20 protein-coding genes are annotated in these 25,724 nt (G+C 59.9%); 9 read left to right on the top strand and 11 right to left on the bottom strand.

The genetic code is table 11. The annotated features are described in order from the left end of the window. Window positions 1–114: 114 nt before the first annotated feature. The 5 genes from arsM to LOC68_RS17335 form a co-directional block, all read right to left on the bottom strand. Window positions 115–990, bottom strand: coding sequence for an arsenite methyltransferase (gene arsM, locus LOC68_RS17355; RefSeq protein WP_230221065.1), 876 nt, complete (start codon window positions 988–990; stop codon window positions 115–117). Window positions 991–1,011: 21 nt separating this feature from the next. After that, window positions 1,012–1,431 (bottom strand): arsenate reductase ArsC, encoded by a 420-nt coding sequence (locus tag LOC68_RS17350; protein WP_230221063.1) that lies wholly within the window; start codon window positions 1,429–1,431, stop codon window positions 1,012–1,014. Window positions 1,432–1,514: 83 nt separating this feature from the next. Next, complete coding sequence (locus LOC68_RS17345; protein WP_230221061.1) at window positions 1,515–1,871, bottom strand: ArsR/SmtB family transcription factor; 357 nt, start codon at window positions 1,869–1,871, stop codon at window positions 1,515–1,517. 63 nt (window positions 1,872–1,934) lie between these two features. Next, a complete protein-coding gene (locus LOC68_RS17340) occupies window positions 1,935–2,687 on the bottom strand; it encodes a DUF695 domain-containing protein (protein ID WP_230221059.1) in 753 nt (250 codons plus the stop codon). Between the two features lie 96 nt (window positions 2,688–2,783). Beyond that, complete coding sequence (locus LOC68_RS17335) at window positions 2,784–3,941, bottom strand: AraC family transcriptional regulator (RefSeq protein ID WP_230221058.1); 1,158 nt, start codon at window positions 3,939–3,941, stop codon at window positions 2,784–2,786. Between the two features lie 218 nt (window positions 3,942–4,159). On the opposite strand from LOC68_RS17335, the gene LOC68_RS17330 reads away from it, so the two are divergent. Both LOC68_RS17330 and LOC68_RS17325 read left to right on the top strand, forming a co-directional pair. Beyond that, window positions 4,160–5,275 (top strand): Gfo/Idh/MocA family protein, encoded by a 1,116-nt coding sequence (locus LOC68_RS17330; protein WP_230221056.1) that lies wholly within the window; start codon window positions 4,160–4,162, stop codon window positions 5,273–5,275. 89 nt (window positions 5,276–5,364) lie between these two features. After that, on the top strand, window positions 5,365–9,780 hold the full coding sequence (locus LOC68_RS17325) for a PVC-type heme-binding CxxCH protein (RefSeq protein ID WP_230221054.1): 4,416 nt from the start codon (window positions 5,365–5,367) through the stop codon (window positions 9,778–9,780). 66 nt (window positions 9,781–9,846) lie between these two features. Here LOC68_RS17325 and LOC68_RS17320 read toward each other — a convergent pair whose 3' ends face one another. From LOC68_RS17320 to LOC68_RS17310, 3 genes are all read right to left on the bottom strand, one after another. Continuing rightward, on the bottom strand, window positions 9,847–10,164 hold the full coding sequence (locus tag LOC68_RS17320; protein WP_230225160.1) for a transposase: 318 nt from the start codon (window positions 10,162–10,164) through the stop codon (window positions 9,847–9,849). Window positions 10,165–10,466: 302 nt separating this feature from the next. Beyond that, window positions 10,467–12,134, bottom strand: a complete 1,668-nt coding sequence (locus LOC68_RS17315; RefSeq protein WP_230221052.1) for a serine/threonine-protein kinase — start codon at window positions 12,132–12,134, stop codon at window positions 10,467–10,469. Between the two features lie 6 nt (window positions 12,135–12,140). Beyond that, on the bottom strand, window positions 12,141–12,767 hold the full coding sequence (locus LOC68_RS17310) for a sigma-70 family RNA polymerase sigma factor (protein ID WP_230221050.1): 627 nt from the start codon (window positions 12,765–12,767) through the stop codon (window positions 12,141–12,143). 249 nt (window positions 12,768–13,016) lie between these two features. Between LOC68_RS17310 and LOC68_RS17305 the strand changes: the two genes are divergently transcribed. Together LOC68_RS17305 and LOC68_RS17300 are read left to right on the top strand one after the other, a co-directional pair. After that, window positions 13,017–13,511, top strand: coding sequence for an RNA polymerase sigma factor (locus tag LOC68_RS17305; protein ID WP_230221048.1), 495 nt, complete (start codon window positions 13,017–13,019; stop codon window positions 13,509–13,511). A 66-nt stretch (window positions 13,512–13,577) separates the two neighbouring features. Beyond that, window positions 13,578–17,534: a hypothetical protein gene (locus tag LOC68_RS17300; RefSeq protein WP_230221046.1), complete on the top strand. Its 3,957-nt coding sequence runs from the start codon at window positions 13,578–13,580 to the stop codon at window positions 17,532–17,534. A gap of 3 nt (window positions 17,535–17,537) precedes the next feature. On the opposite strand, the gene LOC68_RS17295 is transcribed toward LOC68_RS17300, so the two are convergent. Together LOC68_RS17295 and LOC68_RS17290 are read right to left on the bottom strand one after the other, a co-directional pair. Beyond that, on the bottom strand, window positions 17,538–18,569 hold the full coding sequence (locus LOC68_RS17295; RefSeq protein ID WP_230221045.1) for an NAD-dependent epimerase/dehydratase family protein: 1,032 nt from the start codon (window positions 18,567–18,569) through the stop codon (window positions 17,538–17,540). An 83-nt stretch (window positions 18,570–18,652) separates the two neighbouring features. Continuing rightward, a complete protein-coding gene (locus LOC68_RS17290) occupies window positions 18,653–19,561 on the bottom strand; it encodes a hypothetical protein (RefSeq protein WP_230221043.1) in 909 nt (302 codons plus the stop codon). 153 nt (window positions 19,562–19,714) lie between these two features. On the opposite strand from LOC68_RS17290, the gene LOC68_RS17285 reads away from it, so the two are divergent. Next, window positions 19,715–21,442 (top strand): c-type cytochrome, encoded by a 1,728-nt coding sequence (locus tag LOC68_RS17285; RefSeq protein WP_230221041.1) that lies wholly within the window; start codon window positions 19,715–19,717, stop codon window positions 21,440–21,442. Window positions 21,443–21,624: 182 nt separating this feature from the next. Further along, window positions 21,625–22,527 (top strand): AraC family transcriptional regulator, encoded by a 903-nt coding sequence (locus tag LOC68_RS17280; RefSeq protein ID WP_230221039.1) that lies wholly within the window; start codon window positions 21,625–21,627, stop codon window positions 22,525–22,527. A 7-nt stretch (window positions 22,528–22,534) separates the two neighbouring features. Here LOC68_RS17280 and LOC68_RS17275 read toward each other — a convergent pair whose 3' ends face one another. Further along, the gene (locus LOC68_RS17275; protein WP_230221037.1) at window positions 22,535–22,852 is read right to left on the bottom strand and encodes a hypothetical protein; all 318 of its coding nucleotides are present in this window, start codon (window positions 22,850–22,852) and stop codon (window positions 22,535–22,537) included. Window positions 22,853–23,012: 160 nt separating this feature from the next. On the opposite strand from LOC68_RS17275, the gene LOC68_RS17270 reads away from it, so the two are divergent. The 3 genes from LOC68_RS17270 to LOC68_RS17260 all read left to right on the top strand — a co-directional run bounded on the left by LOC68_RS17270 (window position 23,013) and on the right by LOC68_RS17260 (window position 25,604). Further along, a complete protein-coding gene (locus tag LOC68_RS17270; RefSeq protein ID WP_230221036.1) occupies window positions 23,013–23,999 on the top strand; it encodes an aldo/keto reductase in 987 nt (328 codons plus the stop codon). 214 nt (window positions 24,000–24,213) lie between these two features. Next, window positions 24,214–25,059, top strand: coding sequence for a 3'-5' exonuclease (locus tag LOC68_RS17265; protein ID WP_230221034.1), 846 nt, complete (start codon window positions 24,214–24,216; stop codon window positions 25,057–25,059). 8 nt (window positions 25,060–25,067) lie between these two features. After that, window positions 25,068–25,604: a DUF1697 domain-containing protein gene (locus tag LOC68_RS17260; RefSeq protein ID WP_230221032.1), complete on the top strand. Its 537-nt coding sequence runs from the start codon at window positions 25,068–25,070 to the stop codon at window positions 25,602–25,604. Window positions 25,605–25,724 lie beyond the last annotated feature (120 nt).

Here is a 25,724-nt window from a genome sequence, read left to right as displayed (position 1 = left end):
TTGCGCGTCCTGAAAAGTGACAGTTGCCCATTGGGAAGCCTGTCACACGGACGCGGCAAGTCAAATCGCTACAGGCGGAATCCTGCGAAAAACCGCCACAATGCGACCACGTTTCTACGGCTTTACCGCGTAAACCTTCACGCTCGCTGCGTAGTCGTTCACGTCGTACTTCTTCAGCAGTTCCGCCAGGCGTTCATGAATGCCAGGCTCATTGGAAGGCGTGCAGCAGCCGCTGTCGATGATCGCCAGCGGGTCGTCGCTCATGGTAGGTGAGCAGCAACCTGACTGGTTTTCGACTTTGGCGTAGGCGTTCAGATCGGCGCCGTCGTCAATCACTTCGACCGCGGCGAATCCCGCGTCGAGCAACCCTTGGCGATACTCTTCGATCGGAATCGCGCCGGCGATGCAGCCGACCAAGGCCGAGATATCAGTCGCCAGCTCTTCCGGCAGCGGCTTCTTCAGCGCGATGTCGCTGACGGCGACGCGGCCGCCTGGCTTCAAGATGCGGGCGATCTCGCGAAAGACGGCCGACTTGTCCGGAGCCAGATTGATAACGCAGTTGCTGATCACGCAGTCGGCGCTGATATTGGCCAACGGCATATCGTCGATCGTCGCCAGGTGAAACTCGACGTTCTCCACCGGCAGATCGCTGTTGGCCAAATTCTTGCGAGCCAGATCGATCATCTGCTGCGTCATGTCGATGCCGATCGACTTGCCGGTCGGGCCGACTTTGGCCGCCGCCAAGAAGACGTCGAGACCGCCGCCGCAACCAAGATCGACGACCGTCTCTCCCTCGCGCAGATTGGCGGTCGCGGTCGGATTGCCGCACGACAAACCCATGTTGGCGCCAGCCGGGATCGAGCTGAGCTCTTCCTCGGTGTAACCGAACGCGGCGGCGACCGCTTTGACGCCGGCATGCTCGCTCGACAAGCCGCTGGTTGCGACGGCGCCGTAGTTTGATTTGATTGCGTTGATTTGTTCGTTGGACATGGGGCTTCTCCGTAAGTCAGGCTAGGCGGTCGGCAAGTAGGATGCGATCTTCGTTTTGATCTCGTCCCGTACGCGGCGGAACATGACCATCTTTTCTTCGTCGTCGCCGGTCGCATCGGCCGGATCGTCAAACGGCCAGTGAAGCGTCAGCTTCGCGCCGGGGAATACCGGACAGGCCTCTTTCGCGTTGTCGCAAACGGTCACGACCAGGTCGAACGGTTGATCGGCGAACAGTTCGACATGCTTGCTCTCGTTGGCCGAGATGTCGACGTCGAGCTCCGCCATCGCCCGAACCGCGAGGGGATGAACGTAGCCGGACGGCTTGGAGCCGGCCGACTCGGATTGCCACTCCCCTTCGCTGAGCGACTCGAACAGAGCCTCGGCCATTTGCGAGCGGCAAGAGTTGCCGGTGCACAGCACTAGAACGCGTTTCACGGACATCTCCTTCGCCTTCTTAAAAACTACTACATTCGCTTACGCGAATTTAATGGTTAAAAAAATGTCGCGACCTGCGTGAGATCACGCTAACCGCAACAGTCGCCTTGGCCGCAGGACGACAAATAGTCTTGATCGGCCTGCAGTTGCGGCGATAGCTCAACGCTATCGGCGACGCACTTCAGCAGCGACTTATGAAACTTGCTGACCGGCGGAATCAGCCGGTAGTATTGCCACAACCCTTCCTTGCGAGCCGCGACCAAGCCTGACTTTTTCAGGTAGGCCAAATGTCGCGAAGCCGTCGGCTGCGGCACGTCGAGCACGTTGACCAAATCGCAAACGCACAGCTCTCCCTTGCGCAGCAAATGCAGAATCCGCAGTCTTGTCGGATCCGACAAGGCGCGGAAAGCCAGCTCAGGATTCAGCGTTTGGGGAATGGTTTTCATGCTTCACTAACTATATGCGCGCAGGCGAATATAGAAAAGCCCCCCTCCACGGCTTATCGGCCGCTATTCCCCTTGTTCGACGCTCGTCTCCCAGCCGGCGTATTCTCCTTCGCACTCTCCAGCCAGATCAAACAGCACAAGCACAGCGTTGTTGATCGACGAATAGTCGACCGCAGTAACATGACGCATCATCAGCGCGAAGGGGCATTCCCCTTCCCCGTCGTCCTGCTGCTCCGCCACTTCAAATCCTTCGGCCGTCGCCAAGGTAACGAACGCCGCCCGCTTGTCGGCCGACGGGAAATAGATCCAGTGGGTCACTTCACGCTCGATCTCGCTCTTGTCCCCCGCTTCTTCGAGACTCGCCAGCACGCGTCCGTTTTGAATGAACTGCATCTGCCGCGGATCGGGATAGAGGAATTCAAAATAGATCGACCAATCGTCGTCATCCTGGACGCCGGTTTCGAATTCGTATTCCGTGAAAGGAACCATCGCTTGCGACAGTTGGCTTTCGGCGGCCGTTCCGCTGGCGGCGTAATAATAGAAATCGCGACAACCGCCGGAGGTGTTGCGGCCGACGTAAAGGACGTCCTCCGAATCTTCGATCGCGGCGGACAACGCATCTTCCACTTCGCAAAGACGCTCGTATTCTTCTTGGCTCGAAAGCCCGTCCTCGCGCGGGCTGCGCATGTAGAGTCGCAGATAGGTCATCTGCGTCAGCCCGGCGATCGGCGCCTCTTCAACCAAACCCAGGTCGACCAGGATCGAAGCAGGCTCATCATCGACCAACAGCGGAAAGAAGTCCCAATCGTCGCTCATAGATTCGCCTGTCAGTTGCGGATGCGGAAATAGAAGATTTCCGCCAGATTATCCGCCTAACGAGCGAACGATTCAACGATCTTAAGCCAAGATTTCCTACTTCGGCTGTACCTGGCGGCGATATTCGGATGGGGACATGCCGGTCTTCTTACGAAATGCCGAGCTCATGTACTCGACATGTTCAAAGCCGGTTCGGTCGGCGATGTCGGCCATCGAGAGTTGCGTGTCGCGGAGCAATTGACGCACGCGATCGAGACGAACTTGCACCAGCGCTTCGTGCGGCGTCTTGCCGGCCGCTTCTTTGAAGCGATATTCCAAAACGCGCCGCGACAACGGAACGACCGTCAACACGTCTTGCACGTTGACGCCGTCGCACGCATGTTCGCGAATGAACTGCATCGCGCGGGCGATGATCGGATCTTCGGTCGCCATCACGTCGGAAGATTGGCGCGTCGCGATGCCGAGCGGCGGAATGAAGATTCCTTCGTCGGCGACGTTCTCGCCGTTCATTTGACGATCGAGCAACCGCGCCGCTTCGTAACCGGTCGTGCGCGTGTCGGGAATCACGCTCGAGAGCGGCGGCGAACAAAGATCGCAGAGCAAGCGATCGTTATCGACGCCGATCACCGCCACTTGTTCCGGCACGGCGATTTCCAGTTCGCGGCAGATGTCGAGGACTTGCTGCGCTTTGATGTCGTAACAAGCCATCAGCCCGACCGGCTTCGGCAGCTTGTGCAGCCACTGCGCCATGCGTCGCTTCTCGCGCGTCCACGAATAGGCCTCGCTATCGCGCGACGTCGATTCGAAGATGTGACAGCGGCGCTTCGCCTCTTTCAAACGTTCGACAAAATTCTCTTCGCGCCACTTCGACCAATTGAAGTGAGGTTCGCCGCAGAAGGCGAATTCGCGAAAGCCGCGCTCTAGCAAATGATCGGCGGCGGCACGTGCAATCTGGCCGTCATCGGTTTCGACCCACGGCACGCCGGGCACCAATTGCGCCGCGCTGACGTCAACGACCGGCATCTTAAGCTTTTTCACAACGGCCGCGATTTGCGGAGTCTCGATGCGGACGATTGCGCCGTCTCCGCGCCAACTTTTTAACCACGCCGGCGGCGACGCGCCGCGCTCTTGCTCCGGCAGATAAATCGACCAGGGCTGATGCTCGTGCACATACGAGATAATCCCTTCCAAAAGCCCACGCGCGTACGCATTGGACGTTTCAATCAACAGGGCGACGGTCTTGCGGCGTTTCATGTGCGAACGTTTACCGAAAAGAGGAGCGGCGGAGTTGCCTCCATTGTAGACAGAAAATTGCAGATACTGCTCGCCTTATGTAAAATTCCTCCGATCGCGTTCGCGTTTTCTCCTGGCTTTCATGTGCGCTAGAAGTCAGGTTATAAGAACGGGAAGCAGGCAGTCGCTTGCACCGTGCGCTGCACCTCCATGCATCTTCTCGCCCGAAGGATAATTCGATGAGTACGAAACAGTTCAATGTGGTGATTGTGGGTCTCGGTTTCGGCTCCGAGTTCATTCCGATCTACAAGTGTCACCCGCAAGTCAACATGTACGGGGTCTGCCGGCGAAACGAAGCGGAAATGCACAAAATCGCCGACGCCTTTGAAATCGAAAAGCGGTACACCACCTACGACGAGGTGCTGGCCGACCCGAACGTCGACTTCGTCCATATCAATTCGCCGATTCCGGATCACGGCTGGATGTCGCTCAAGGCGCTCGACGCCGGCAAGCACGTCATGTGCACCGTGCCGATGGCGACGACCATCGAAGAGTGCCGCCAGATTGTGGAGAAAGTCGCTGAGACTGGTTTGAAATACATGATGGCCGAAACGGTCGTCTACAGCCGCGAATTTCTCTTCATCAAAGACCTGTACGAGAAGGGTGAACTGGGCGATATTCAATATATGGCCGCCTCGCATCCGCAGGACATGGAAGGTTGGCCCGAATACTGGGAACGGATGATCCCGATGCACTATGCGACGCACGTCGTCAGTCCGGTGCTGGGACTCATGAACAGCCGCGCTGAGTACGTTAGCTGCTTCGGCTCTGGCGTGATTTCTCCGGAACTCGCCGAGAAGTCGGGCAATCAGTACGCCGTCGAGTCCTGCCACATCAAGCTGAAAGATAGCCCGGTCGCCGCCCACATCTGGCGGTTCCTGTTCGACACGGCTCGCCAGTATCGCGAAAGCTTCGACGTCTACGGCGCCAAGAAGAGCTTTGAGTGGGCGCTGATCGAAGGGGAAGAGCATGTGCTCCACACGGCGAAAAAGCCGGAGCACGAAATCGCCCAGCGGATCACGGTGCCCGATTTCGCCAGCCGTTTGCCGGCCGAGATCCAGAAGTTCACCACCGCGATTCAAGACGTCGAACACTTGTCGTTCATTCAAGGCGCCGGCCATGGCGGATCGCACCCGCACCTGGCCCATGAGTTCGCCAGCGCCCTGGCCGAAGATCGCGATCCGTGGCCGAACGCCGTGATCAGCGCCAACTGGACCTGCGTCGGTTTGTGTGCTCATCAGTCGACCAAACAGGGAGGCGAGATCGTTCGCCTGCCTGACTTCACGCTCGCCTAGTTGGCCAGCGTGCTGCGGTTCTATTGATAATTTCCCTTCACCCAAGCGCCTGTCGACTCTGCGGCAGGCGTTCAGGCCGGAGTTTCGCCGTGATTCGATTGCTCGCCGCCTCTTTGTTGTTCCTCTCGCTGTTAAGTCCCCTCGCCCGCGCCGCGGACGATTCGCCGATTCGGATCTTGTTCCTCGGCGACCAGGGACATCACCGCCCCGCCGATCGCGCCGCCCAGATGATTCCGGCGATGAAAGAGCGCGGCATTAACATCGAATACACCGAAGACGTCAACGCCCTCAACAAAGAACGGCTCAGCCGTTATGACGGGCTGATGATCTACGCGAACATCGAAGAGATCTCGCCCGATCAGGAAGCGGCGCTGCTGGACTACGTCGCCAAAGGGGGCGCTCTGATCCCGCTCCACTGTGCGACCTACTGCTTCCTTAACTCGCCGGCTTACGTCGATCTGGTCGGCGGCCAGTTCCAGAAACATGGGGGCGAAGTCTTCAGCACGGTAATCGCCGAGCCGAACCATCCGATCATGAAAGGCTTCCACGGCTTCCAAAGCTGGGACGAAACCTACATCCACCATCGACACAATGAGCAAAACCGAACCGTGCTCGAATACCGCGTGAAAGGGGGTCAGGCCGATGGAAAGACGCAGGAACCGTGGACCTGGATCCGCACGCAAGGGGCTGGCCGCGTCTTCTACACGGCGTGGGGACATGACGCCCGGACCTGGGGCAATCCTGGCTTTTTGAACCTGGTCGAACGAGGCGTTCGCTGGGCGACCAAGCATGATCCGAGCGTTGTGCCGGACTTCTACGACACGTCGCGGTTCGATCCGCCGCAAATGACGATGGTTCCGGCCGACGCCGCCAAATTCGACTACATCGACGTTGGCGCCAAGATCCCGAACTACACTCCCAGCGATACCTGGGGCGTGCAAGCCGATCCGCTGACCAAGATGCAGCTTCCGCTGCCGGCCAAAGACTCGATGACCCACATGATCAATCCAGTCGACTTCTCGATCGAACTCTACGCCGCCGATCCGGAACTAGGGGGCAAGCCGATCGGGATGAACTGGGACGAACAAGGTCGTCTCTGGGTCTGCGAAACGCTCGACTATCCGAACGAACTGCAGCCGAACAACCGCGGTCGCGATCGCATCCGCATCTGCGAAGATACCGACGGCGACGGCAAGGCCGACAAGTATACGATCTTCGCCGAGAACCTGAGCATTCCGACTTCAATCCTGCCGTATCGCGGCGGCGCCATCGTGCAGAACGGCACCGAAACGCTCTTCCTGAAAGACACCAACGGCGACGGCAAAGCGGACGTTCGCAAGCCGATCATCACCAACTGGACTCTCGGCGACACGCACGGCGGCGTCAGCAACCTCCACTACGGTCTGGATAACTGGATCTGGGGGATGCAGGGGTACAACGACTCGGCCCCGGTGATCAACGGCCAAAAGCAGCCGAACTTCCGCATGGGCTTCTTCCGCTTCCGTTTGGACGATCAAGATCCGCCGAACGTGACCGACCTGGAGTTCATCCGCTCGACCGACAACAACACTTGGGGCCTCGGGATCAGCGAAGAAGGAATCATCTTCGGCTCGACCGCCAACCGCAATCCGAGCGTCTACATGCCGATCGCCAACCGCTACTACGAACAAGTGCGTGGTTGGGGACCGAGCCGACTTGGCACGATCGCCGACACCTATCTGTTCAAGCCGATTACCGACAAGATCCGTCAGGTCGACCAGCATGGCGGCTACACCGCCGGCGCCGGCCATGATCTTTACACCGCTCGCGTCTATCCGGAGCAATGGTGGAACAAAACCGCCTTCGTCTGCGGCCCGACCGGCAAGCTGATCGGGACCTTCGTCATGACGCCGGACGGCTCGGACTTCCATTCGACTAGCCCGCTGAACCTGGTCGCCAGCGATGACGAGTGGACTGCGCCGATCGTCGCCCAGGTTGGTCCCGACGGCAACGTCTGGTTCCTTGACTGGTACAACTACATCGTGCAGCACAACCCGACGCCGCACGGCTTCAAGACCGGTAAAGGCGCCGCGTACGAGTCGGACCTGCGTGACAAAAAGCATGGCCGCGTCTATCGCGTCGCCTACGACAAAGCGGACAAAGACGCCAACCCGGCGATCAATCTGAAAGACGCCGATGCCAGCGTCCTGCTCGCTGGGCTCAAGCACCCGAATATGCAGTGGCGCCTGCATGCTCAGCGTTTGCTGATCGATCGCGCCCAACGCGACGTCGTGCCGCAGTTGATTCAGATGACGCTCGATCCGGAAACCGATGCGATCGGCCTGAACGTCGGAGCGATTCACGCTCTCTGGACGCTCGAGGGACTCGGCGTGTTGGCCGATCCGAGCCAGACTGCCGCGCAAAACGCGGTGGTGAAGGCGCTGAAGCATCGTTCGCCGGGCGTTCGCCGCAACGCGCTCGCCGTGTTGCCGCCGACCGACGCTTCGACTGCGGCGATTCTCGCCAGCGGAACGCTCAACGACGCTGACGCCCAGGTTCGCCTGGCCGCGCTGTTGGCCTTATCCGACATGCCCTCCAACAGCGAAGCGGGCGCCGCGCTCGCCAAGCTCGCGACCGACGCCAAATTGATGAGCGATCGTTGGCTTCCGGATGCGTTGACCTCGGCCGCGGCTCGACATGCGGTCGGCTTCCTGCCGCAGATCGCCGCCAACGATCAGTTGCCCGGCGACAAAGCGATCGGCATTACCACGATCGTTTCGGAGCATCTCTCGCGCGGCAAATTGACGGCGGCCCAGTTGGACACGCTGCTTGCCGGCCTGAAGGATGCGGATGAATCGATCCTGAGCGCCGTGATCGGCGGTTTGAACAAAGGTTGGCCGCGCGATTACAAGATTGACGCCTCCCCGGCCACCACTGCCGCCGCCGGCGCCGTGGTGGAAAAGGCGCCGATTTCCGCCAAGGCGGCTCTGATTCGCCTGGCTGGCAACTGGAACGGCGTCGACCTGCAGTCTTACGCCGACAAAGTGGCCGACCAACTGCTGAGCGTCGTCGAAGATGAAGACGCCAGCGAAGCGGATCGGATCGCCGCCGCTCGCCAGGCGGTTGAATTCATGGCTGACGACATGCGTCCGGTCGACGTGATCTTGGAAGTGGTCGGTCCGCACGCTACGCCGAAGTTGAACGAAGGGCTCCTTTCGGCTCTGTCGGCCAGCACGGCCGATGCGACCGGCGAAGCCTTGGCCGAAGCCGCTTCGACGATGACTCCGGCGATGCGAGACGCGGCGATTCGCGTCTTGCTCTCGCGGGCTGCGACGACCAGCGACCTGGTCAACGCCCTGGAAGCCGGCGACCTTGCGTTCAATGACTTGAAACTCGACCAGCGTCAAGCGTTGGCCGATCACCCCGACGCCAAGATTCGCGAGCGAGCTCGTAAACTGCTGGCCATGGGCGGCGGTCTGCCGAACGCCGACCGTGAAGCGGTGCTGCATGATTTGCTCGCGATCGCCGAAATCAAAGGGGATGCGAAGCATGGCCTGGAGCTGTTCAAGAAGCATTGCTCGAAGTGCCACAAGCATAGCGGCGAAGGGAGCGAAGTTGGTCCGGATCTGACCGGCATGGCGGTTCACCCGAAGGCGGAACTGCTGACCAACATCATCGACCCCAGCCGGAGCGTCGAAGGGAACTTCCGCACTTACACCGTGATGACGATCGACGGCAAGCTGTTGACCGGCATGCTGGCGGGCGAATCGCGAACCGCGATCGAAATCATCGACGCCGAAGCGAAGAAGCACCAGCTGGCTCGCGAAGATATCGAGGAACTGGTCTCGTCGCGCAAGTCGCTGATGCCGGACGGTTTTGAAAAGCAGATGACTCGCCAGGAACTGACCGACCTGCTGGAGTTTTTGACCAGCAAAGGCAAGTTCGTTCCGCTGCCGTTGGATCGCGTTGCGACGATCACCAGCAACAAGGGAATGTTCTACAGCACCGACAACCCGACCGAAACGCTCCGCTTGAGCGACTGGTCGCCGAAGACGGTCGAAGGAGTTCCGTTCGTCCCGGTCAATCCGACCGGCGACAAGCCGAACGTCGTCATGCTGAAGAGCAAGAACGCACCGGTACCGTCGACGATGCCGAATTCGGTCACATTGCCGCTGCATGCTCCGGCCAAAGCGATTCACCTTCTCAGCGGCATTAGCGGCTGGGGAGCGCCCTACGACGGCACGAAGACGACGGCGATGATCGTCCGCATTCACTACGCCGACGGCAAGACCGAAGACGTGGAACTGAAGAACGGGCTCCACTTCGCTGATTACATCCGCAGAGTCGAAGTCCCTGACTCGAAGTTCGCATTCTCCTTCGAAGGGGGACAACAGATTCGGTACATCAAGGTCGAGCCGAAGCGAACCGCAGAAATCGCCGAGATCGAACTGGTGAAAGGCCCGCACCCGAGCGCCCCAATCGTGATGGCGATAACGGCGGAACAACCGGATGTTAAGGCGGAGTAGAAGTCCTATGCTCAAAGGTTCGCGCCATCGTAGCCCGAGGCGCGAGCCGAGGGAATACGGCGTCCATCACTTACGATCCTGCGCATCGCGCACGTAAACAACGGCCGATTCTAAGCTAGTCTGGTCATACAAATACCGCCCACTTCCGCGTTCCGACCACCAAGTGCGGCGTTGGTATTGTTCATTCAATCTACGTGTCGTCCATTGCTTAAGCTGCCTCAAGACTTCATGTGGCGAGGACTTGCAATGGACGACGACATGAACGTGATTCGATCGACAATTGACCGCAAGCAAGGTCCAATCGCGAATCTCGCAATGTTCGCGAATCGTATGTTCAACAAGAGCTCGTTGTGGCTGCGCTAAATGCACGACGGTTTCTTTCATGATTCGGGCGGCAGCTCGATGACGCGACTGATCAGGTAATTGATCTCCACGTCGTCTCTGCGTCCAACCTCGCTTGTCGCCAGGCAACCACGTCCCATAGGCGGTCCATGTGAGCAAGTAGCCCAACACATCAGGCGCCGGCGGACCAGACGAATCATTCGAACGCATGGCAGTTTCTCCAGATGGGCTCGAACAACTGAGCGATCGTAAGTTTAGCGACGTCGGAACCGTGTGGCACGTGATTTCGGGGAACAATACGCATTCCCTCGGCTTGCGCCTCGGGCTACGATAGCGCCGCCAACTTACTTCCCCAACATGCTTCTCAATCGCTGCCGATAGTACTGCACCCCCGGCACAAAGAAGCAAAGGGACGCCACCACGCCGTAGATCAAATGGGCGTACAGCGGGAACATCGCCATCGGGATCGCGATCAGGAATAAAATGCCGGCTTGGATGTAGAACCAACCGGTGAGGATCCCTCCCTTGATGAAGAAGAGCATCCCGGTGATGACCGCCAGGATGGGCGAGAGTTCGACCGGGGCCATTCCCATCACCGCTTCGATGGGAAAGAGCGCAACGACGCCGATCATGCCGGCGCCCCAGACATGGGCGATCTGTCGTTCGACGAAAGTGACCGGTCCCATTCTTCGCCGCAGTCCCCAGAAGATAAACGCCCACGCGCCGGCGATCACCGTCCAGATAAAGACGTAATGCCACCGCGTCGTGTCGCCGATCCACTGCAGACCGAAGGTCGCCAGCGACATCGCGAACAAGACCAGGCTATGCCAGATCCAAAGCAAGCCCCAGTTCTCCAGCACTTGGGCATGATGCGTTTCGCGAAAGAGTCGCGACACGATCTGCCCGAACCGACCGCTGCGGGCCGAAATCGACTCGTCATGCAGATAGGCGTTCAAGTCGCGGGAAAGAGCGTCGGCGCTTCCATACCGCAAATCAATCGGCTTCTGTAAACAGCGAAGTGCGATCATCTCCAAGTCGCGATCAACCTTCGGATTGATCTCGCGCGGCGGCGGAGGGTCTTGCTCCAGCACTTTCAACACGACGTCGACCGGTGAATCCCCTTGAAACGGCGGCCGCCCGGTGAGCATCGCGTAGAGAATCGTCCCCAAGCTATAAACGTCGCTGACCGGTCCGATCCGACCACGATTGCCGGCCGCTTGTTCCGGCGCCATGTAGGTCGGCGTCCCGAGAATGGCGCCGGTTCGCGTCAGGTCGATGCCGTCGCTGGTTCGCTTCGCCAACCCAAAATCGGTCACCAGCGGGCGTCCAGATTCGTCGAGCAAAATGTTTGATGGTTTCAGGTCGCGGTGGAGCACCCCTTGCTGATGGGCGCAGTGCACCGCGTCGGCGACTTGTTTGAGCAGCATCGCCGTTTCTCGCGGCGGCATCGGTCCGCGGGCAATCCGATCCGACAGCGTTTCCCCCTGCACGTATTTCATGGTGAAGTAGCAGCGGCGATCGATTTCCCCCACTTCGTAGATCGGCACGATCGTTGGATGTTCGATCCGCGCGGCCGCTTCCGCTTCGCTGCGAAACCGGGCCTGATCTTCGCTCGAAGCAAGACGATCGCGCAGCACCATCTTTACGGCGACGATCCGATCGAGACTCTTTTGCTTCGCGCGATAGACGATCCCCATCCCGCCGCGACCAATTTCTTCGAGCAACAAATAGTCGCCGAAATCGGCCGGCAGCGCCAGCGGCGAAAGATTACCGCTCGACGAACCAGCCGAACCGCTGGCGCTTTGCGTCATGTCGATGTCGCTGCGAATCTGCGTCGCGACTGCGTCGGCTAACATGACCGCGCCCCATAGCTCGCGCAGATCGCTCGCCAGATCGGGATGCGACGCAGTGACCTGATCGAGATCGACCGACTCGCCGGCCTGCACCTTGGCGGTGAGTTGATCGATCAAAGCGGCAAGTCGCTCGTCGCGCTGGTCGGCGTCTTCGATCATGAATATCTACTCGCCGGTCGGCTCTCCCAACAACCCTCGCAACCGACGCAAGGCGCGTAGGTAACGCATGCTGGCGGCGGCGGCCGACAAACCAAGCGCCGCGGCGACTTCCTGGTTCGAGAGCTGTTCAAAGTGGCGCATCACCACCACTTCGCGGTCTTGTTCATCGAGCTGCGCGATCGCCTGCTCGAAGCGGGCCTGCAGTTCGCTCATCGTGGCGGCCGCGGCCGGAGTCATTTCGCCATCGCAGATTTGGGCGATGATGTTGATCGAAGACTGATCGACGTTAACCGGCGTCGCAATGTTTTGCTCCAGGTCGACGCTCCGCTTTTGCGAGCCGCGATGGCGGCGATGGGCGTCGATGATCCGGTCCTGGGCTAGATGCCGCAGCCAGAGATGAAACGGCATCACCGGGTTGGCCATATAGTCGGCCAGGCGGCGATTGGCCTCGACCAGGACGTCTTGAACGACATCACTGGCGTCGACCCGGCGGCGGATTTTGCGATCCAATCGCATCTCAACCATCCGGCGCAGCGAGTCGCGATGCCGCTCGAGGAGCTTATCTCGGGCATCAGAGTCGCCCTCTTTGGCGTCCTGGATCAGTTGTTCCGTCTTTTCGGCTTCAGGCCACATGGGTTTAATTATCGTCAGGATTGGGGGGAAACCGCAAGAATGACCCCTTTTCAGGCCAAACAAGGGGTAATTGTCGACCAGAATGCGTCACTGACTGGCGATTTCGGTCAAAATAACTGAAAATCGTCTCCGCGGCGAAATCTGGCCGCATCCAGCAGTCGTCTAACAGGTGAAGGGCGAAACGTGGCGAAGCTCGGTCAAGGGAACAAAACTCGGACCTGCCGGAAACAGCAGGAATCGTTGGAGGACGTGTTCGCGCGCCTCCACGGCGAGTTATTGGGAGCCTTGTACCACCTCCTAGGCAATATGGAGGATGCCCGCGACGCCCTGCAAGACTCCTTCATCAAATGCTGGCGGAACCAAGACAAACTGCCCGAAATTGAAAATGTACGCGCCTGGATTTTCCGAATTGCGATCAATACCGGTCGCGATCATCGTGAAAGCGCCTGGCGCCGCAAGCGCCAGCATTTAGCCTCGGAAGAAGAAACGGTCGTCAGTCCGCACGCTTCGCCAGAGAAGAAGGTGGAGCAAGCCGAGCAGATCGACCGGATGCGGCTTGCCGTGATGGAGCTGCGAGACGAAGAACGGGAAGTGTTCCTGCTTCGTCAGAACGGTGACATGACGTATGACGAGATCGCCGTAGCGTTGGACATCCCCTCCGGTACGGTCAAAACCCGAATGCGGATGGCCCTGGAAAAGCTTCGCACGATCCTGGCTCCCACCAAGGCCGACGCGCCGCATTAAGAACCCCGCCCCCTGGAGTTCCCGTTAAGGAAGTTCGCCTACCAGCGTTTACCTCACGATAGTTCGATGACCGATCACGACGAAAACCGACAACAACTGCTCGAGCTGATTTACGGCTTGCTCTCCGCTGAAGAAGCGTCGCAGCTGGCTAGCCGTATCGGTAGAGATCCGGAGCTTGCCCGGGCCTACGCCGAAATGAAAGAGCAGACCGATTTGTTAGCGTCGGCCGTTCGAATGCCAGTGGCGCCGATGCCCGACTTCGCCGCCTGGAAGAAACTGGCGAAAGAAGAAGAACGGGTCGAACGCTCGCGATCGATGGGGGGATTCGTCCGGACAATGCAGGCGTTCACCGCGCTCGCCGCCGCCGTGTTAATCTTGGCCAGCGCCGCCGCGGTCGTGATGAACCAACCCAGCCACGTGGCGATGAGCACGTCGGAATCAGCCCCTGCCGTTGACGCCGCCGTCGACGCCGATAGCGACGCCGTTACCATGGCGGGGATGCGTTCGTCGGCGATTGAGCTGGAAGTCGCCGGTCCGCGCGTTTTGAACAGCGAAGTCTCCAATCGATTCGCCGTTTCGATTCGCAACGAAGCTCGCGCGACGGATCCCGCGGAAATCACCTACAACTTCATCTCGCCGCAAGGTGAAACGGTCGCCGCCGGCAAGCAGATCGCTAACAACGGCGTGGCGAAGTTTGAACTGCCGGCTGATCAGGCGCTCAGCGACCTCACGCTTGAAGTCAAAGCGAAGCAAGGGCGCGAATTGGTCGAGGTCAAATCGCCGCAACTCGCCGCCGCTCCTCCGGCGACGGTCACCTCGCTGGCGCTCGATCGCCCGCTCGTTCGCGCCGGCGATATCATCCGTTGGCGCAGCAACACGCTGACCAGCCAGACGCAACAACCGGTCGACGGGCCGGTCGAATTTGACATCCTCGATCCGCAGCAAAAGCGGGTCGCCGGCTTCGTCGATCAGGGAGAAACGCGTCAAGGCGTCGCCGCCAGCATGTGGGCTTTGCCGCCGGACGTCGTCGCGGGGAATTATTCGCTGATCGCCAAAAACGCCGACGGCGTCGCCGACGTCACCCGGTTCCAGGTCGATCCGCTGGCGCCTCCGGTCTGGAACGCACGGCTCAATTTCGCTCGCGACTGGTTCGCTCCCGGCGAAGAGATCGCGGCGTCGCTGCAATTGCAGACTCAAACGGGACAACCGCTCGCCAACCAGAAGCTGCAGATGCTGCAGATCGTCGACGGCCAAATCATCGACCAGCCGCAAGAGATTGAAACGTCAAAAGATGGCGAAGCGAACGTCAAGCTGCAACTAGCCGGCAGCGCCGCGGCGAACGTGACGCATCACCTCTATTTCGCTAACGCTGATCAAAGCTGGGCGTACGCGGCGCCGATTCCGCTGGAGCCGCAAACGGTCGACGTCAACTTCTATCCGGAAGGGGGCAATTTAGTCGCCGGGCTCAACAATCGCGTTTACTTTCATGCCGCCGACGCCAACGGCAAGCCAATCGAGCTGAAAGGCGCCATCGTCAACGACCGAGAAGAAGTGATTGCCCAGGCCGAAACGAAATATCGCGGCCGCGGCCAGTTCGACTTTACTCCGCAGCCGGACCAAAACTATCGCCTGACCGCTGATCTCGGCGAGAACATGGTGGTCGCTGATTTGCCGACCCCGAGCGCAACCGACGTGGCGACGATCAAAGTTCCCGATCCAGTCATTAATGCCGACGAGCCGCTGGAAGTGGAAGTGGTCAGCCGCGACGCCAATCAGCGATATGGACTGGCCTACTACAACAACGGCGCCTTGGTAACGCAGCAGTTCTTCGCCGTTCCGCAAACGCTGAAGTCGACCCGCGTTCGTTTGGACGTGCCGGCCGAAATCGCCGGCGCCGGCGAAGTGACGCTGTACGCCGCCGACCAATCAGGCCAGGTGAAGCCGCTCGCCGAACGAATGGTCTTCCGCCGACCGCAACGCCAGCTGCAAATTGAAACCGCTGATCTGCAGGACGAATACGCCGCAGGCGATCACGTCAACATTCAAGTCGCCACCAAAGATGAAGCGGGGCAGCCGACTTCGGCAGCTCTCGGCGTCGCCGTCGTCAACGAAAACGCCTTCGTCCACACCACGCAACAATCGCCAACGCTCCTCGCCGCACAACTACTGACCAAGCGGCTCCAGCGTCCAGAGGAACTACAAGATCCGCAAGCGCTCCTCCGTGACGACGATGCAGCCGAGAAAGAGCTCGACTACATCCTGGCGACCGACGGTTGGCGGCAATTTGTGAAAGCCGACAATCGTGGCTTTTACGACGATAATCGACAAGCCGTGCCGGCCGCAGAGTTGGCCGCGATGTCGAGCGGATTCGCCACCGGTGTGGACGAAGCGATCACCGAGTTGCCGATCTTGCTGCTCAAGAATAAAGTCGCTCCGGCCGCGGAGAAGTTTGCGAAGTCGACTCGCGCAAAAGCGCCCGTGGCTACGGTTCGCCCCAGCGTCAATCTGACGCCATGGGTCTTCGCCGCTGCAGTCGCCACGATGTTCGGTCTGATCCTATTGGTGATGCTGAAATCGGCTGGACCTGCCTGGTTCTGGGGACCTGCGATCGCGTTCGCTTCGGTCGCGGTCGTCGCAATCGCCATTTTGAATCTGTCGGCGCTGGAAAGCAGTTCTCTGATCACCGGCGATCAGGTCGCGATACGCAGTGCGCCGCAAGCTCCGGCGCCGCTTCCGACGGCCGCTCCTTCGTCCGCTTATCCCAACGTGACCGCGGAATCGGTCATGTCCGAAATGGCCGACGTGGAATTGGAAGGAATGCCGGTCGGCGCGATGGGCGGGGAGAAGAAAATGGCGACCGCGCAAACGCAAGATCGTGCTCACGAAGAAGCGGAAGTAGAAGAACTCAAGATGCAGGAGTTTGAGCCCCTCTCTGAATCCGCGATGAAGCCCAAGGCTGCCGAAGCCAAGGTGGAGCAACTCGCCGAATCGGGTAGTCTACCTGAAATGTCAGCCAGGCCTATGGCGGCGCCGCTCGAAACGGCCCCGGCTCCTCCGATGGCCGCCGCTCCAGCCTCAGAACCGGTGGCCCCGGCGATCGCGAATCCAACTCCGGCGCTCAATTCGATGGAGGAACGGAAACTCGACGAAACGATGCGGCAGCGGGAAATCGCCAGCGGCGCGGCGGAAGCGAAGAAAGAATCGTCCTCACGACTATCCGGAGATATTGCGCCTCCTGCGCCAATGATGGACTCGATGGGCGCCGCTCGCCCAACTGACGACGCGATGCTCCGCAGCGATTACGCCGGCAATTCGCAAGCTCGCTATTCGCTGTCCGACCAGAAGTCGAATCGTGCGTTAGGACAATTGCAACAACGTCGCGGCGCGGCCAATTCGTCGGGGGTGGAGCAAGAACTGTTGAACCGCAACCAGGCGATCGGCGCCACCGAATATGGTCTCCGCAAGGCGGCCTCGCAGCAGTCGGGCTTCGCCCAGCAGGATCAACAGCAGATGCAAAGCGCCGCCGGCGGTTATGGCGGTGGATTCGGCGGAGGCCAGACTCGCGGAGGCATGGAGTTCGCCGCTCCCGGAGCGGGGGGCCAACCTGCTAACGCGCCCGCGCAGACGCCAGCGCCGGGAATGATGCTCTCGCGCGGCGCCAAGCCGCCGACGCAAGCGGAAGAGCCGGCCGCGAACCTCAATGACAAAGGCGCCGCCGAGAAACAACAAGCCAAAGACTTCTACTACCGCGCTTACGCGTACGGCGACGCCGACAAACGTGATAACGATGGTTTGCGCGGACCAGAACCGGCCCCGGAGACGATCTACTGGGCGCCGTTGGTTCAAACCGACGTAAGCGGAGCCGCGACCCTCACCTTCCAACTGCCAAAAGAGCCGGGCAAGTATCGGATTACGATCGACGCCGTCGGCGACGGTCGCATCGGCTCGGTTCGCGAGAGCTTTTCGACGCAGCCGGTTTCCGACAGCGCAACGCCCCCGCCGACGAAGAAGGCGAGCAAGTAACCTCTACGCTTCGGTCATAACCGGAGGCGACTTCTTCCGCTCTTTCTCGGGCGAAAGATTCTTGACGTAGCCATGCGATCGGAACCACTCCCACGCGTCGACGATCGACTGGCTCGCCGGGCGGACCTGATAGCCAAGCTCTTCTTCCGCGCGACGGCTGGAATAGTAGTGGTAGACGCTCGACATCTGGAGAGCCGCCGAGTTGACTCCTCCCTCGGTCCCAGACACCTTCGACCAGATATCGCCAACCACGCCGGCGCCGATCGCAATCAGCGGCCCCATCCGGCAAATCGGTTTGATGTTGCCGGCGACTTCCGCGAACTGCTTCCACAGTTCCAGGTAAGTCATGTTCTCGCCGCCTAGGATGTAATTGGCGCCGCAGCGTCCCTTTTCGGCGGCCGCCACGATTCCGGTCGCTACGTCACGGACGTCGCAGACGGTCGTACCGCCGCGCGGGGCCATGATCGGTTTTCCTTTCACCACTTCCAGCAGCATGCGACCGCTAGAAGGTTTCCAATCCCACGGGCCAAGCATGTAGCCAGGATTGATGATCACCGCGTGCAGACCTCGCTCGATCTGGCGCCGCACTTCGACCTCGGCGGCCGCCTTCGTCACGACGTAGGGAATCGGAGGATTCTGGACGTAGATCGTCTCTTCGTCGGCCGCTTTGTTATGGAGCCCGGCGCCGAGAGCGTCGACGCTCGATACGTGCACCAGCTTGGCGCCTGCCTCGCGAGTCGCTTCGGCGATGTTCTTCGTGCCGCCGACGTTGACCTTTTCCGAACGTTCTTTCCCCGTCCAACCGATGTGAACGTTGCCGGCGCTATGGATGACGAGATCGACTCCCTGCATCGCGGCGTGGAGACTTTCACGATCACAGACGTCGCCGTGGACGATCTCCACGTCGAGCCCTTCGAGCGGACGCGTTTCGTACTCGGGTCGAACGACCACGCGCACTTTTCGCCCCTCGCCAAGCAGTAGCCTGACTACATTATTGCCGACCAGGCCGGTCGAGCCGGTAACAAGAACGGTCAAAGCGATTTCTCCCGAAAGTCACGCAGAACATCGGAAAATAGCTCACAGTGTCGCTAGATAATAATTACCGCTCCCCCAAAAGGCTAGATTTTTTCGATTACTTTGGCGATTGCGCCGGTTGTGACAGGAGCTGATAGCGTCGCGGCCGCCGCCCCAATCTGCGCTGCGCCCAACGGATCCGCCCCCGCGATGGCCGCCGCCGCAATCGCAGCCAGGACGCAGTGCGGCGAAAACTCGGTTGACCTCTTCACCCGAACTAATGCGGCCGGAGCCCCCGGCGATGCGACGATCAGGCCATCATCGCTCTGCAGGAAGTAGGTTTCGCGGTGCTCGGTCGCGGCGGCGGCTACCCCTTCCAAGCCGCCTTCCACGAGCGAATTGGCCAGTTCGCCCGGCTCTACGTACCGCCAACAACCGGCATATTGCCCGAGCGGAGCGCCGCTCCAGACGACCAGCCGTTTGCGCTTTTCCTGCTCGGCGATGCTCCGCACAACGCGGCGGAGTTCGTCATCCACGATCCCCGCTTCCTGCTCCCCCGCCTGATCGACCACGATCAGCCCGTCATGCTGACGACTCGCGACTCGCAATTGCATTTGCAGCGGCAGCGACAGGGATTCATCCAGTGGACCGTCATGTCGCAATCGCCACTGACGCACGACGTCCCCTTCGTAAATCTGGTAGTCGACTGGCGTCGTCCAGCGCCGGTCAATCTGCAGATAGTCGGTCGAAAAAGTGAGCTCCGCGAAATGCTGTTTCAGGTCGAACCAGACCCCGTCATCTCCCACCACGGTGACCGCGACCCGCAGTTGAACCGTCAGGTCATTCAGCGCCGAAAGGACCAGCCCGATGCCGCCGACAGAGTCTTCTTCCTTCGCGACGAGCCCATCATCAGAGACCTGCAGCGTGCGACGCAGGGTCAAATCGCCAGCCACGGCGATGCGTAGTCGCCAGAACAGACTGATCACGTCTCGGAGTGCAGCGATGTCGACCAACGCAAAATCTCGTCAAAATGGGGATATATTCGCATTTGGCCGTCTTCCGGGGGGCCGACGGCTCTCAATTGATTCTACAACTTCTCTTGTGACCGGCAGAAGCCTATGAGAAACTGAAGGGGCCCGCCTTTCCTCCTACCGCAGGTACGCCGCATGCCCGGCCTCCCCCTGATCACGTTGCTTCTCGCCTCCGCTGTTATCGGCGCCGAATCTCTCGATCTAAAGCGCGCCGACCTTCGCCATCCGCAACGTTTGGCGATGTCGAGCGGCGGCGATCGCTTGTTGACCGCCAACCGCAACAGCGGCAGCGTCTCGCTGATCGACCTGGAGAAGCGGGAGACAGTTGGTGAGTTCCGCGTCGGCCAAAGCGTCACGTCGCTCACTTCGCTGCCAAATGATCACTACCTGCTGACCGATCCGGTCGCCCATGAAGTGATTGAAATCGCTTTGGTCGACGACCAGGTCTCGGTCGTTTCACGGTGCGCCGTTCCTCCCTATCCGCAGCGCACCGCCGCCTCGGAGGATGGCCAGACGATCTACGTCACTTCCCTCTGGCCGAAGCAAGTGACGCGGCTCGAAAAAGCTGCAGACCAGTGGCGCGAGACGAAACGGATCACCCTCCCCTTCGCACCGCGCGAGTTGCTCCTTTTGCCGCAGCGCGACACGCTGATCGTCGCCGACGGGTTCGGCGGCAACCTGGCGGCCCTGGCCAGCGGAGATCTGTCGGTTCAGGCGATCAATCAATTTCCGGCTCACAACATCCAACGTCTCCACCCGGCCGACGATGGAAATAGCGTCGCTCTCGCCCATCAAATGCTCAGCGAGTTGGCCTACACCAACGACAACGACATCCACTGGGGCCTGGTGATGACCAACGATATTCGTTGGCTGATGGTCGACGCGTTAGTCAAGCAAGATTCCAATCTGTACGAAGGGAATCGGATGCACTCGATCGGCGAACCCGGCGTCGGCAGCGGCGACCCGACCGGCATCGCGATCGCGTCAAACGACGACTACGCCGTTGCGATGGGCGCGACCAACCAAGTCGCCATCGGCAAAGATCACGCCTACGGCATCTGGCGCGTCAAAGTCGGCGCCCGACCGACCGATGTGATTTTCTCGGCCGATGAGCAACTGGTTTACGCCGCCGACTCGCTCGACGATACGATCTCGATCGTCGACGTGAAAAAGCGAGAGCGAGTCGGCGTGATTTCGCTTGGCCCGGTTCGCGAGCGGACCCCAGCCGAACATGGCGAGCGGATCTTCTATCGCGGGCTATCGCTCGAAGGTTGGATGTCTTGCCACAGTTGCCACACCGACGGACATGCCAACGGCCTGGCTAATGACAATCTAAGTGACGAATCGTACGGCGCGCCAAAGCGGATTCTGTCGCTCCTCGGCCAGCGCGACACGGCGCCGTATGGCTGGCTCGGCAAGAAGGCGACGTTCCAGGAGCAAATCCACAAGTCGATCGTCGAAACGATGCGAGGGGAAGACATCACCGACGAACAAGCGGATCACCTGGCCGCCTTTCTGGAAACGCTGACCGTGCCGCCACCGATCGACGAGCTGCAAGGAACCCGCGACGACGCCCAAGTCGCCGCCGGCAAAGCGCTCTTCACCGAACTGAGCTGCGTTCAGTGCCACGCTCCGCCGACCTACACCACGCCCGAGACGTATGACGTCGGCATCCACGACAAGAAAGGGAACGAGGAGTTCAATCCTCCCTCCCTCCTCGGCGTCGGCCATCGCGGCCCCTACTTCCACGACCGCAGCGGCGTCACGCTCGAAGAAGTGGTCGGCAAGCAAAAACACCAACTGCCGCGTGATCTGAGCGCCGAAGAACAAGCGGCGCTGATTGCGTTCCTCCGCAGCCTGTAGTCCTTACGCCAGAACCGGACTACCACCCCATAGCCGCTACCCTCCCCTGGATCGATCCTCTCCGATCTTTGCCTAATCCTGCAATCGCGGTTTTCTCCCGCGTATCTGAAGCAGATAATTCGAGAGGATCGCGGATCGTCGCTTGTCCGATCCTTCGCCCCTGTCCCAACCGGGAGGAAACGATGCCGGCTGACCTGACCCAGCTGATTGCCCTGATCGATCGCTTCGTCGACGCCGACGGCCTTCACCGGACCGCCTACGCCCCGCTTTCGCTAATCCGGACGTCGCAACCGACGTTGCCGGTCCACACGCTGTACGAACCGGCCCTTTGTGTGATCGCCCAGGGGAGAAAGCAAATCATCCTGGGAGACGAGATCGATGGTTACGCCGGCGGCGATTGCCTGGCGATCTCGGTCGATCTGCCGGTGACCGGCCAAGTGATCGAAGCCTCGCCGGAGAAGCCGTTTCTCTCGCTCAAGATTGATCTCGATCCGTCCCAACTCAGTCAGCTGATTCTGGAAATGGAAGTTCCGTACGTCCAGGAAACGAAAACGACGCGTGGGCTCTCAATCGGCGCCATGAGCGACGAACTGGCCGACGCCGCCGTTCGCATGCTGAAGCTGCTGGAGAACCCGAAGGAGCTCCCCTACCTCGCCCCGCTGGTCGAGCGGGAGATGCTCTATCGCTTCCTCCTCAGTCCGCACAGTGCGCCGCTGCGTCAAATCGCGGCGGCCGATAGTCACTTGCACTGGATCAGCAAAGCGATCCATTACCTCAAACGCAACTTCGCTGAGCCGTTCAAGATTGATACGGTCGCACGTCAAGCGCGGATGAGCGCCTCGGCGTTTCATCATCACTTCAAAGCGGTGACGTCGATGAGCCCGCTGCAATATCAAAAGCAGATTCGACTACAGGAAGCGCGGCGTTTGATGCTGAGCGACTCGGTCGACGCTTCGACCGCCAGCACGCGCGTCGGTTACGAAAGCGCCTCGCAGTTCAGTCGCGAATATCGTCGGATGTTCGGCGCACCGCCGGCTCGCGATATCGCCCAGTTAAAGGAGAGCCTGTCAGCCGCCGGCGCTTAGTGGTCGCCTACGCCGCAAACGCGTACATGATCGTGACGCGATAGATAATGTTGCCGACGATATAGACCGCCGCGACAAATGCCGCTCGCTTTGGGTCAAGATTGAAGACAAGCCAAATCCCGACGGTGACGATGATCGGCGCCAAGACCAACCAGACCACTAGCCCAATTAATCCCATCGCGCTCACCATCGCTCCCAGCGCCAATCCAAGTACGAGCGATGACCCCAAGGCGAACGCCACCGACTTACCGAGACTCACTTCATCTTCGTCGACCATCATGATCCCGAAGGTGAGAATCGCAACGCTAACCATAATTCCAAGCATAGATTTTCCATCGTCGAAAACAGAGATTGTCGTCGGGGCAAGTCCGATTGTAATTGCCGCTCGATCGTACCAGGACTGCCAGTCAAATTTAAGAAAAAAACTTCGCCGGACCTTTTTCTGGCGATGAGCGACCCATCAAATCCCCATCTGGAGACCGCTCATGGAATACGTCCAACTTGGCAAAACCGGCCTGAAGGTTTCGCCCCTTTGTCTCGGCTGCATGACCTACGGCGTTCCCGATCAAGGCGGACATCCTTGGTCGCTCGACGAGCCCGAAAGCCGCCCTTTTCTCGAAAGGGCGTGGGACGCAGGGATCAACTTCTTTGACACCGCCAACTCCTACTCGGCCGGCACCAGCGAAGCGATCGTCGGTCGCGCACTCAAAGAATTCGCGCCACGCGACGAAGTGGTGATCGCCACCAAGGTTTTCTTCTCGTGGAAAAAACGTCCCAACTGCGGCGGGCTCTCGCGAAAAGCGATCTTCACCGCGGTCGACGATAGTCTACGTCGACTCGGTACCGACTACATCGATCTCTACCAGATTCATCGCTGGGACTACCACACGCCGATCGAGGAAACGCTTGAAGCGCTGCATGACGTCGTGAAGGCCGGCAAGGTTCGTTACCTTGGCGTTTCGTCGATGTTCGCGTGGCAGTTCGCCAAGTCGCTCTACCTGGCCGACGCACATGGTTGGACCCGATTCGCGACGATGCAGCCGCAGTACAGCCTCCTCTACCGCGAGGAAGAACGGGAAATGCTGCCGCTGTGCGCCGCAGAAGGAATCGGCGTTATTCCCTGGAGCCCGATCGCTCGCGGCAAACTGGCCCGCCCTTGGACCGCCCAGCAGGCGACCAACCGTTCGACCAACGACGACTATGCGAACAAGCTCTTCGCCAAAACGGCCGACCTCGACCGCCCGATCATCGATACCGTCGAAGCGATCGCCGCGGCCCGCGAAGTCCCGATGGCGCAGATCGCATTAGCCTGGGTGATGAGCAACCCGGTCATCACCGCGCCGATCGTCGGGATCTCGAAGCTCCAGCACTTGGAAGACGCCCTGGCGGCGTTAGAGATTGTGCTGACCGACGAGGAGATCGAGACGCTGGAGAGTTGCTATACGCCGCGGGAAGTGATGGCGATGCGGTAGGGGAAGAAAAGCGGAAACGGGAAAGCGGAAAGCGGACGAAGATGTGCTGCGGGCGCTTGCTCGCAACTCCGACTTGCCGATCGCTTTGTGCCGCATTCCCTCGGCTCGCGCCTCGGGCTACTATTTTCCGCTTTCCGCTTTTCCGGCTCCAATCGCCTTCTTCGCGCGAATCTGGTAACCTGCACGGCAATACTCTGCAGGAAGGACTCGCACGATGAACGGCAATCCGATTCGCTATTTCGTCTTTGACATCGAAAGCGTCGCTGACGGGGCGCTCGTCTCGAAGATCAAATATCCCGGCGAAGGGCTGACGCCCCCAGAGGCGATCGCTCGCTTTCGGGCCGAACTGATGGCCGAAAAGGGATCGGACTTCATTCCCTACACCTTTCAGATCCCGGTCTCGGTCGCGATCGCCAAGGTCGACGCCGAGTTCAACCTGGTCGACCAGGTCCTGCTCGACGAGCCGAAGTTTCGCCCGCCGGTCATTGCCGAGAACTTCTGGCGCGGCTGGAAAGCGTATCGCCGTCCCACCTTCGTCACCTTCAACGGCCGCTCGTTCGACATTCCCCTCTTGGAACTGGCCGCGTTTCGCTTCGGCATCAGCGTGCCGGAGTGGTTTCAGGTCCACGGCAAAAGCTTCGAGCAGCCCCGCAACCGCTACAACGTCGACGCCCACTTTGACCTGCACGATGTGCTGACCAACTACGGCGCAACGCGCTTTACCGGCGGACTAAACCTGGCGGCCAACTTGCTCGGCAAGCCCGGGAAGATGGGGATCGAAGGGGACATGGTTCAGGATCTGTACGACGAAGGACGACTGGCTGAGATCAACGACTATTGCCGCTGCGACGTGCTCGATACCTACTTCGTCTTCCTCCGGACGGCGGTGCTGCTCGGCATGATTTCCCTGGAACGTGAACAGGTGTTGATCGAGCAAACCAAGAAGTGGCTGGAAGACCACGCCTCCGAAACCGCCGTCTTCCAAGAGTATCTGTCTGGCTGGGGACGCTGGGAAAATCCCTGGACCGAAGTGCCGGCCGACGAAGCCGACGATAAGTAGAGTCAGCCATGCCGAGCTATTGCGCCTTCTTTCGCGGCATCAACGTCGGCGGCAATAACCAGCTGCCGATGAAAGAGCTGACCGCGATCCTCGAGTCGCTCGGCTGCACGCAGGTCAAAACCTACATCCAAAGCGGCAACGCGGCGTTCGACTCCAAGAGTCGCAGCCGTACCAAGTTGGCGACCGAAATCACCGCCGCCATCGAACAGGCCAAAGGCTTCGCCCCGCTCGTCGTGTTGCTGGAGCAACATCAGCTGAAAACGATCGTCGCCGCGAATCCTTTCCCAGAAGCGGAAGACGATCACAAATCGCTCCACTTCTTCTTTCTGACGGACAAAGCGAAGAAACCCGATCTGGCGGCGCTCGAAACGCTGAAAGCGGCGGACGAGTCGTTTCAGCTCAAAGACGATGTCTTCTATCTGCACGCGCCGAGCGGCATTGGTCGCTCGAAGCTGGCGGCGAAAGTTGATCGTCATCTCGGCGTCGCGACGACCGCGCGAAACTGGCGAACCGTGAGCACGATGTTAGAACTGGCTAGCGCATAACCCTCTGTCGATTTCGCGTGCAGAATTGTTGAACGCCTCCGCAACAATCGGTTAGGATCAAAGTCGTACCGCCCCCGGCACAACCCTTCTTTCGCTCGTCTCCTCCCCGTCACGATTGTT

The organism is Blastopirellula sediminis, assembly GCF_020966755.1.
GTDB lineage: Bacteria > Planctomycetota > Planctomycetia > Pirellulales > Pirellulaceae > Blastopirellula > Blastopirellula sediminis.
The sequence above is the reverse complement of the archived record's forward strand: the minus strand, read 5'-3'. Positions and strand labels throughout refer to the sequence as shown.